2 protein-coding genes are annotated in these 2030 nt (G+C 76.6%); one reads left to right on the top strand and one right to left on the bottom strand.

Annotation, left to right across the window (positions count from 1 at the left end):
- Positions 1–26: 26 nt before the first annotated feature.
- Positions 27–650: a TetR/AcrR family transcriptional regulator gene (locus tag ABT247_RS33220; RefSeq protein WP_350750279.1), complete on the bottom strand. Its 624-nt coding sequence runs from the start codon at positions 648–650 to the stop codon at positions 27–29.
- A 76-nt stretch (positions 651–726) separates the two neighbouring features.
- Between ABT247_RS33220 and ABT247_RS33215 the strand changes: the two genes are divergently transcribed.
- Positions 727–1956 (top strand): metal-dependent hydrolase family protein, encoded by a 1230-nt coding sequence (locus tag ABT247_RS33215; RefSeq protein ID WP_350750277.1) that lies wholly within the window; start codon positions 727–729, stop codon positions 1954–1956.
- The last annotated feature ends 74 nt before the right edge of the window (positions 1957–2030 follow it).

Raw genomic sequence — 2030 nt, 5'->3', positions numbered from 1 at the left:
ACGGGCGCCGCCCCTCCGGCGTTCCGTCAACTCCCCAGCAAGCCCGACAGCACCGCCTCCGTCGCGGCCAGCAGCTCCCCGGCCGCCGCCCCGCCGGCCGCCGTCCGCGCCAGCAGCCCCTCGCGGGCCGCGAGGATCACGGCCGCCGCCTGTTCGGCGCCGGCGCCCGCGGGCACCAGCCCGGGCAGCGTCCGCAGCAGGACGTCCGCCAGGGCCCGCGCGACCGCCCGGTCGTGCGCGGCGACCTGCTCGGCCAGCGCCTCCGACCGGGCGGCGACCAGCCTGAACTCCAGGAACAGCAGGATCCAGCCGGTCTCGGCGGGCTCGACCCGCAGCAGGGCGCCCACCAGCCGCCGGGCCCGCTCCTGCGGCGCCAACGCCTCGCAGGCGGCCGCCAGTTCCTCCAGTTCGGCGATCCGCGCGGCCGCCTGGTCGTCGAAGAGGGCCAGCAGCAGGTCCTCCTTGCCGCTGAAGTTCGAGTAGAAGGCGCCGCGGGTGTAGCCGGCCGCGGCGCAGACGTCCTCGATGCTCGTGCGGGCGAAGCCGACGGTGAGGAACAGCTCGCTCGCCGCGGCGATCAGCCGGGCCCGGGTGTGGGCGCGGCGGCGGGGCGGTCGGGGGGTGGCGGCTTCGGCCGGGGGCGGGTTCACGGGAGAACGGTACATGGTGTATTCAGTACAGGTCGTATTCAATACGGCCCGTACTGAACCGGAGGGGACGACCACCATGAGCCGACCGAACCGCCTGCTGATCACCGGCGCCCACCTGCTCCACCCCGAGGACGGCACCCGCACCGACCGCGGCTGGCTGGAGGCCGCCGACGGCCGGATCACCGCCACCGGCACCGGACGCCCGCCCGCCGCCCCCGAGGACGCCCGGATCATCGATGCCGCCGGCGCCACCGTGCTGCCCGGCCTGATCGACGCCCACGTGCACCTGCTGGTCACCTCGCTCGACCTGCGCGACGTCGCCGACTGGAGCCCCGGCTACGCGACCGTCCGCGCGCTGGCCGAGGCCGAGCGGATGCTGCGCCGCGGCTTCACCACCGTCCGCGACGTCGGCGGCGCCGACCACGGCATGGCCCGCGCCCTCACCGAGGGCCTGGCGCTCGGGCCCCGCCTGCTGCACGGCGGCAAGGCGCTCTCCCAGACCGGCGGCCACGGCGACCTGCGCCCGCTCGGCAGCGACTCGGTGCCCTGCTGCCAGGCCCGCCCCGACTTCGCCCGGATCGCCGACGGCGTGGACGCCGTGCGCGCCGCCGCCCGGGACGAGTTCCGCAAGGGCGCCAAGCACCTCAAGGTGCTGCTCTCCGGCGGCGTCGCCTCCCCGCACGACGAGATCGCCGCCGTCCAGTACAGCGAGGAGGAGATCCGGGCTGCGGTCGAGGAGGCGGAGAACCACAACCGCTACGTGACCGTGCACGCCTACCACCCGCGCGCGATCGACCGGGCCCTGCGGGCCGGCGTGCGGTGCGTCGAGCACGGCAACCTGCTGGACGACTCCACCGTCGACCTGCTGCTGGAGAAGGACGCCTTCCTGGTGCCCACCCTGGTCGCCTACGAGCAGACCGCCAGGCTCGGCGCCGCCTCGGGCCTGCCGCCGGCCTCCGTCGGCAAGCTCGCCGAGGTCCGGGACCAGGGCCTGGCCGCCCTCGAGCGCGCCCACCGCGCGGGCGTCAACCTGGTCTACGGCAGCGACCTGCTGGGACCGCTGCACCCCGCCCAGCTCGAGGAGTTCACGCTGCGCGCCCAGGTGCAGCCGGCCGCGGACGTGCTGCGCTCGGCGACCACCACGGCCGCCCGCCTGCTCGGAATGGCGGGGGAGATCGGCACCCTGGCCCCCGGAGCCCACGCCGACCTGCTCGTCGTGGACGGCGACCCGCTCGCCGACCTCACCGTGCTGACCCGCCCGGAGAAGCACCTCAGGCACGTGGTCAAGGCGGGTGTGCCGGTCTGACGCGCAACGGCGGGGGGGGGGGCGGGGGGCGCCCCCCCCCCCCCCCCCCCCCCCGGGCGCACCCCCGCCGCGCG

Source organism: Kitasatospora sp. NPDC001539, from assembly GCF_040298565.1.
Taxonomy (GTDB): domain Bacteria; phylum Actinomycetota; class Actinomycetes; order Streptomycetales; family Streptomycetaceae; genus Kitasatospora.
Note: the sequence above shows the minus strand (reverse complement) of the source record. Positions and strands in the feature narration are given on the sequence as shown.

Bases quoted from the DNA above. Each gene is read 5' to 3' on its own strand.
- ABT247_RS33215 (WP_350750277.1), top strand. From the start codon at position 727: ATGAGCCGACCGAACCGCCTGCTGATCACCGGCGCCCACCTGCTCCAC.